The organism is Mesorhizobium sp. M0751 (assembly GCF_040320265.1).
Classification (GTDB): domain Bacteria; phylum Pseudomonadota; class Alphaproteobacteria; order Rhizobiales; family Rhizobiaceae; genus Mesorhizobium.
Genome location: NZ_JAMYPH010000053.1, coordinates 1 through 7463, shown reverse-complemented (window position 1 = coordinate 7463; position 7463 = coordinate 1). Strand labels below are relative to the sequence as shown.

Here is a 7463-nt window from a genome sequence, read left to right as displayed (position 1 = left end):
CGATTGCGATATCCACCCGGCTCTTAAAGACCGGTATGGCCTCCATCCCTATATTTCCAAGCGTTGGCGCGATCATCTCGATCAGTATGGCGAGTTGGGGTTCAGCGTGTTTGCTGACAGCCAAACCTATCCCCGGTACAATCCAAGGGGACAACGCCGCGATGCCTGGCCGCCGGGTGGGGGCGGACCCGGTTCGGACCTGGCCTTCATGAGGAAGCAGCACCTCGATCCCCACAATGTCGTCTTCGGAGTGCTCGAACCTTTTGGGGCGCAGCTCGGTCGCAATCTCGATCTCAACAATGTGTTGTGCACGGCGATGAACGATTGGCAGATCGCCGAGTTCGTCGAGTCTGAGGATCGGCTGAGAGCGTCCGTTCTGGTTGTCCCGGACGATGTCGTTTCCTCGGTCGCAGAAATCGAAAAGCGGGCACTGGATGCGCGATTTGTCCAGGTGCACATACCCACCGGCACAACCGAGCTATTAGGGCATCGACGCTACAGGCCCATCCTGGAAGCCGCGGCTCATCATGGCTTTCCAATCGGCATGCACATTGGCGGCGAAAGCGGCGCGCGGACCGCCAGCGGCTGGCCATCATACTACAATGAGGATCATTTGGACCTGACCTTCGCTGCCCAGTCACAAGTTATGAGTCTCATTCTGGATGGCGTATTCGATCAGTTGCCATCTCTCAAGGTGATCATCATCGAGTGCGGCTGTGTCTGGTCGATTGAACTTGGGCACCGGCTGGACATGTTGTGGCGTCGCATGGGTTCGGAAGTGGCTAGCTTAAAACATCCGCCTTCCCACTATCTACGCCAGAATTTCTACTTTTCCACACAGCCGGTGGAGGAGCCGGACAATCCCGAGGAGCTCAACTATCTGTTTGATCAAATCGGCTGGGATAGGCTGATTTATGCGAGCGATTATCCTCACTGGGACTTCGATGATCCGCGCTATGCCTTCAAGGCTCGAATATCCGAGGAAAACAAGGCGCTGCTGTTTCGGGAAAACGCGAGGAAAGTCTATCGAACCCTGTGACGCGAACAGTAGAAAAAGAACTAATTTGCGGATTTAGCGAGGAATTGGCCCTAATTCTTGAGGTAGTTCCGTGGGTTCCGATATAGTAGATTTGTGCGAACCTGAATCAAGTCTCCTAGAGGAGCGCACGCACAGGATGGCCCATAAGGTCCTTTCTGTTTCGCGGTTGGTGACCTCGTTCCGTGTCGGGGGGCACTGGGCCCCCGTCGTGGACGGCATATCGTTTGAGATCGGCGAGAGAGAGACAGTCGCCATCGTCGGCGAATCCGGCTCTGGAAAGAGCGTAACGGCGCTCTCGATCATGCGGCTCAACTCGCCAGCTTCGAGCAAGGTCGAAGGGTCGATCCAGCTTGACGGGCAGGAGTTGCTCACGCTCTCGCAATCAGAAATGCGTCGTATCCGCGGCAACGACATTGCCATGATTTTTCAGGAGCCGATGACCTCGCTGAACCCGGTACTCACAATCGGGTTCCAAATAGCTGAATCGCTGATTCTGCACCGCAGCCTGTCGCGATCCGAGGCTGAGTTGGAAACGATTCGGCTGTTGGAGAAGGTACGAATCCCGGCGGCGAAGTCGCGCTTCCACGAATATCCACACCACTTCTCGGGGGGCATGCGCCAACGCGTCATGATCGCGATGGCTTTGGCCGGTAAGCCAAAGCTGCTGATTGCCGACGAGCCGACGACGGCGCTCGACGTGACGATCCAGGCGCAGATCCTGGAGCTGATCAAGGAGTTGCAAGAGGACGAGGGCATGTCCGTCCTCTTCATCACGCACGACATGGGCGTCGTCGCCGAGATCGCCGACCGCACGGCAGTCATGTATAACGGCCAGATGGTCGAGACTGCGCCGACCGAGGACATCTTCAATCGCCCCGAACACCCCTACACGCGATCGCTGCTTTCGGCCGTTCCAAAGCTCGGTTCGATGAAGGGGCGAAGGCGGCCGATACGCTTCCCGATCGTCGACCGGACGACTGGCCAATCCGACGTGCCGGCCGAGGTGCCGGATACCGTCAAGGAGGCGGAGCGCCCGGTGCTGGAGATTGCGGGCTTGACGAAGCGCTTCGAAATCCGGTCGGGCATGTTTTCTTCGGTCAAAGGCCGGGTCTACGCGGTCGAGAATGTCTCCTTCAGCGTCAAGAGCGGCGAAACCTTGGCACTGGTCGGCGAATCAGGCTGTGGCAAATCGACGACAGGCCGGACGGTAATGCGGTTGACTGAGCCCCTCTCGGGGTCGATTTTGCTCGATGGTGTTGACCTTGTAAAACTTGGTCAATCCGAGTTGCGCAAGCAGCGAAATCGCATTCAGATGATCTTCCAGGACCCGTTCGCATCGCTCAATCCGCGCATGGATGTCGGAACAGCGATCATCGAACCGCTGCTGATCAACAATCTCGCCAGCCGTTCGGAAGCACGCGATAAGGTCGCCAACCTCCTGCAGCAGGTGGGTCTTTCGCCTGACATAGTCAACCGCTTTCCGCATGAGTTTTCGGGTGGCCAGCGCCAGCGCATCTGTATTGCGCGTGCGCTTGCACTTGAGCCGTGGCTCATCGTGGCGGACGAAGCCGTCTCGGCACTCGATGTTTCTGTGAAGGCGCAAGTCGTCAACCTTATGCTGGATCTCCAGGCCCGTATGGGCCTTGCCTATCTATTCATTTCGCACGACATGGCAGTGGTCGAACGCGTTAGCCACCGCGTGGCTGTGATGTATCTCGGCGAGATCGTTGAGATCGGCCCGCGCGAGGCGATTTTTCAGAATCCGCAGCATCCGTATACCAAACGGCTGCTCGCGGCAGTGCCGATCGCAGATCCGGCACGGCGCCTGCAGAAACGCTCGGTCTCAAATGACGAAATCAAGTGTCCCGTCCGGCCTGCGGACTACGTCCCACCTGTGCGCCAGTATCGTGAAGTCTCGCCTGGCCACGCAGTCATGATTTGGGGCGGGGAATGGGAGCAGGAAAACCTAATGGGCACTACAGCCTATTGCTCCTTAAACAACTAGAGGGAACAAAAATGAAGATCAAACTTATTACATGGATGTCAAGAACAACCGCAGTGCGTCGGTTAGTAACACCTGCCGTTATCGGTATTTTATCGGTCGGTACGGCGAATGCGGACACGCTGCGCGTAATAGAGGGAAGCGCCCTGAAAATTGTTGATCCCATTGTGACAACATCGGGGGATACACAGATGCACGGATATCTCATTTACGATAAATTGTTCGAGTTCGACAGCAGCGGCACACCGCGTCCCCAAATGGCCGACAAAGTTGATGTGAACTCGGACAAGAAGACTTACACAATCACGCTTCGCAAGGGCCTGAAATTCTCCGACGGAGCTCCAATCACCACTGACGACGTTATCCAGTCACTGAAGCGCTGGGAGTCCCGGGATGTGGTTGGTGGACTCCTTGGATCCAGGACCAAGGAGATGGTTAAGGTTGACGATCTGACGTTTCGGATCGAGCTCAATGAGCCGTTCGACGTTCCCTCGGCGCTTGCCAGTACTGAGGGGAACGTCCCTTTCATTATGCCCAAGCGGGTTGCCTCCCTTCCGCCCACCGAACAGCTCACCGATACAACCGGTTCTGGTCCTTATAAGTTCGATTACTCGACCTGGAAGCCAGGCCAAACGCCGGTTTACACCAAGAACTCCTTCTACACTCCGCGGAATGACCCGCCAAGCTTCTATTGGGGCAAGAAAGAGGCAACTTTCGACAAGATCGAAATGTCTTACATACCAGACCCAAACACCGCGATGGCGGCGATGCTGACCGGCAAACAAGATATCTGGTTATCTCCTCCGATTGATAATGCGTTGGCGCTGCGAAACGACCCGAAGCTTGTGGTCTCGAAAGGATTTTTCGTGCAGAGCCTCTTCGTGGTGAATCACGAGGTGCCACCATTCAACAACATCAAGGCGACTGAAGCTCTCACCTACCTGATCGACCAAAAGGAGGTCATGCAGATTTCTGTGGGTGACCCGCAATTCTGGCATCCCTGCTATGCTTATCTCACTTGCGAGGGGAAGTACGGCGACGAGTCCGCCTATAGCGGCCACCGGGGGGCCGCGGACTTTGAGAAGGCAAAGGAGCTCTTCAAAGAAGCCGGTTACGATGGAAAGCCGATTGTGATCTTCGATCTAACCGATTGGGCGGAGGCCCACGCGAGGTCGCTGTACTTAGCACAGCAGTTAAGAAAGATTGGCGTCCAAGTAGACCTTAAAGCAATGGACTGGGCTACTTTGACGTCGCGCCGCACGTCTAAAGCTCCTGCTTCGGAGGGCGGGTGGAACCTGTTCCCTACCTACATGGAGGTGGGACCTGCCAGTTCCCCTATCACCCATCTGATGCTGGCTGCGAACTGCGACAAGGCTTGGTTTGGTTGGCCGTGCGACGATAAACTCGAGAAACTGAGAAGTGCCTTTGCGAGCGCGGTCGACGAGAACGAGAAAGAGAAAATTAGTTTTGACCTCCAAGCCCGCGCATCAGCCTATTTTCCCTTTGTCATGACGGGAGAGTACGGCGTTCCGACTGTCTATGGCGCCGACCTCGAAGGATTCAATCCGGAGGCACCTTATAACTATTTCTGGAATATCCGACGGAAGGGCCAGTAGCGCAGCGCGTCTCCGGTTGGTGGGGTAAGTATGATCAGGTATCTCATTTCTAGGGTGCTTTCCGTCATTCCGGTGGTGGGGATCGTGACCGCCATAGTTTTCGGTCTGACGTATCTGAGCCCTGGAGATGCGGCGGCTGTGCTGGCGGGCGACTACGCGACGCCCGCCCAGATCGCCGCTATTCGGGAGAGCCTTCATCTCGGTGATCCGCTGGCCGTCCAGTATTTTCATTGGTTGGCGAATGTCGTGCAGGGGAATCTGGGAAACTCGATCTTTTCCAGACAGCCAGTATTCAATCTCATTCTGTCGCGGGTAGAACCGACGATTCTTCTCGCAACCGCAGCAACTGTGGTTCAAATAACCGTCTCGCTGCCGTTGGGATTGTTGGCAGCACAGAACAGAGGGGGCATCGCTGATCGCCTAGTATCACTTTTCGGAGTTGCGGGGACAGCCATACCTCCCTTTCTGATTGGGTACGTGCTGATATTCACGTTCGGTGTGTACTTTGGGTCAATGCCAGTCTCCGGGTTCCCTGGATTCGACAGCGGTGTGACGGAAGTCTTGCGGCATGTGCTTCTGCCCGCAACCATGTTGGGATTTGCGCAAACGGCACTCATCACTCGAATCACAAGAGCGAGCGCGATCGAAGTGCTGAACCAGGACTTTATCCGTGTCGCGCGAGCGAAAGGGCTCGACGAGTTCACGATCCTCGTTCGACACTGCCTGAAGCTGATCGCCGTACCTCTGGTCACGGTAGTTGGAATGTCGTTCGCGGGTATGCTTGGTGGTGTGGTAATAACAGAGACCGTCTTCGCAATCCCCGGGGTCGGCAGCCTCCTCGTGGAAGCCATCCAGCACCGGGATGTTCCGGTCATTCAGGGGGTCCTACTGATAAGTGCGAGTGTGTACGTCATGGTAAATCTGCTGGTGGACCTGTCGTACCCCTTAATGGACCCGAGAATTAAATATACTTGAGGAGTTAGGCCGATGACGTTTTCCCTGTTGTGGCCACATATGACGCGCCTGCCGGCGTCGGTGCGTGTCGCCTTGATTTTCATGCTTTTGATTGTGCTCGTGTCGTATCTGGGTCCGGGGATAGCCAATCTTAATCCCTTGTCTATAAGCCCGGAGTTGAGACTGACTCCACCCAGTGGCGCCCATTTTCTGGGGACTGACATGTTCGGGCGGGACATTTTCACGCGTGTGCTTTACGGCGGGCGGGTCTCGCTCGCAATTGGACTGGCCGCTGCGGTTCTGGCGACAACAGCCGGAACGATCTTTGGTCTTGTGGCAGGCGCCGGACAGGCATCAGACAATATCTTGATGAGGGTGATGGACGGCATCATGGCGATACCGGGAATCCTGCTCGCCATTGCCTTGGCAACCATCTTCGGTGGCGGGGTGTTGACTGTAATCGTGGCTCTGGCGATACCGGAAGTGCCCGGTGTTGCAAGGTTGGTTAGAAGCTTAACGCTGACGCTCCGGGAACAGGTCTTCATAGAGGCGGCTCGGTCCTACGGCGCTAGTCCTTTGCGGCTACTCTTCAAGTATATCTTGCCGAACGCACTGGCGCCAATCGCCGTGCAGGCGACATATATCTGTGGCCTGGCCATTCTTTATGAAGCCTATCTGAGCTTTGTGGGCATCGGGGTTCCGCCTGAAAACCCGAGTTGGGGCAATATTGTCGCCGAAGGGCGGTCGTTTGCTCTGATCGCACCTTATTTAATATTGTATCCAAGCTTGGTAATCATGGCTGTAGTATTGGCAGTCAATCTGATTGGTGATGGCCTGCGTGACATGCTCGACCCTCGCTTCGCGCTACCCGACTAACTCGTTTTCGCCACTGGACGGGCGGCGGCGGGCTATCTTATGCTCTCGCGCCCTTTTTCCTGGGCCCTATGCGCCCCTCCGCCGGGACGGACCCCTGTATTAACGACCACATCGTATTGGTGTGATGTAAGTGATGTAAGCGCGAATTTCTCCGCACCTTTTTCCATTGAGCGTGTTTTGGGATGAAGTGTCCACTTAACGGAGGTGGACACCAAGTAATTGAGGATGCTGAACAGAAACTGCTGGTAAGGCGGATTTTGCGCAACGGCCGCCGGCGGTATGACCGGGCGTCGCAAGAGCGGCTCGCTGCGGCCTGCCTGGAGCCTGGCGTGTCGGTATCGCGGCTTGCGCTTGAACATGGGATCAATGCCAACCTTCTTCGGAAATGGATAAAGACGGCCAAAGACGCCGTTGCTTTGCCGCCACCTGCACCGCGAGCCCATCGACTTTCGGGCCGGCATCAACAGCCTTGCGGTCCTGGTGCAGGAGGTGATGGAGCTTGACCCATTTGCGCCTGCGGTCTTTGCGTTTTGCAATCGCCGCCGCGACCGGATGAAGTCTGATGATAGAAGTTTCCATGTCCTTGAGGCGGTCCCGAACCGGCTGGAGGCAAGCCCGCAGCGTCCGCGGCGGCGCTGGTCGGCGGAAGCGAAGTCGCGGCTGATCGAGGCGACACTGAAGCCGGGCGCGAATGTATCGGCCATCGCCAGACAAGCGGGGATGGCGCCAGCCCAGCTGTTCGGCTGGCGGAGCAAGGCGATCAAGAGCGGTGCGGTCACGCCGCAGCGAGATGCGGATCGGCTTGGCTTTGTCGAGGTCACCCAAGCGGCGTCTGCGTCGGTGGAGATCGAGCTGGGTGGCGTGGTCATTCGTGCCGGTGCCGATATCAATGAGGAGCAGCTGGTGCGGATCATCCGGGCGGTTCGCCAGGCATGATCCCGGCCGGCGTGAAGGTGTTGGTCGCCAGTCATCCCGT

Annotated in this window: 6 protein-coding genes and 1 pseudogene; all 7 read left to right on the top strand. The window is 56.7% G+C overall.

The genetic code is table 11. The annotated features are described in order from the left end of the window. Positions 1–1039, top strand: a 1039-nt coding sequence (locus NKI19_RS32355; RefSeq protein WP_352951285.1) for an amidohydrolase family protein, incomplete at its 5' end; no start/stop codon positions are given. A gap of 136 nt (positions 1040–1175) precedes the next feature. Continuing rightward, a complete protein-coding gene (locus NKI19_RS32350; RefSeq protein WP_352567674.1) occupies positions 1176–3044 on the top strand; it encodes an ABC transporter ATP-binding protein in 1869 nt (622 codons plus the stop codon). An 11-nt stretch (positions 3045–3055) separates the two neighbouring features. Further along, a complete protein-coding gene (locus NKI19_RS32345; protein WP_352567671.1) occupies positions 3056–4657 on the top strand; it encodes an ABC transporter substrate-binding protein in 1602 nt (533 codons plus the stop codon). 30 nt (positions 4658–4687) lie between these two features. Beyond that, positions 4688–5632: an ABC transporter permease gene (locus NKI19_RS32340; protein ID WP_352567670.1), complete on the top strand. Its 945-nt coding sequence runs from the start codon at positions 4688–4690 to the stop codon at positions 5630–5632. Positions 5633–5644: 12 nt separating this feature from the next. Beyond that, positions 5645–6487: an ABC transporter permease gene (locus tag NKI19_RS32335; protein ID WP_352567669.1), complete on the top strand. Its 843-nt coding sequence runs from the start codon at positions 5645–5647 to the stop codon at positions 6485–6487. Positions 6488–6669: 182 nt separating this feature from the next. Continuing rightward, positions 6670–6918: pseudogene (locus tag NKI19_RS32330) on the top strand (transposase); the annotation flags it as partial. Positions 6919–6967: 49 nt separating this feature from the next. After that, positions 6968–7423, top strand: coding sequence for a transposase (locus NKI19_RS32325; protein ID WP_352951284.1), 456 nt, complete (start codon positions 6968–6970; stop codon positions 7421–7423). Positions 7424–7463 lie beyond the last annotated feature (40 nt).

What these genes read in the sequence shown, in the direction of transcription:
- NKI19_RS32350 (WP_352567674.1), top strand. Translation starts at nt 1,176, where the DNA reads ATGGCCCATAAGGTCCTTTCTGTTTCGCGGTTGGTGACCTCGTTCCGT.
- NKI19_RS32335 (WP_352567669.1), top strand. Translation starts at nt 5,645, where the DNA reads ATGACGTTTTCCCTGTTGTGGCCACATATGACGCGCCTGCCGGCGTCG.
- NKI19_RS32340 (WP_352567670.1), top strand. Translation starts at nt 4,688, where the DNA reads ATGATCAGGTATCTCATTTCTAGGGTGCTTTCCGTCATTCCGGTGGTG.
- NKI19_RS32345 (WP_352567671.1), top strand. Translation starts at nt 3,056, where the DNA reads ATGAAGATCAAACTTATTACATGGATGTCAAGAACAACCGCAGTGCGT.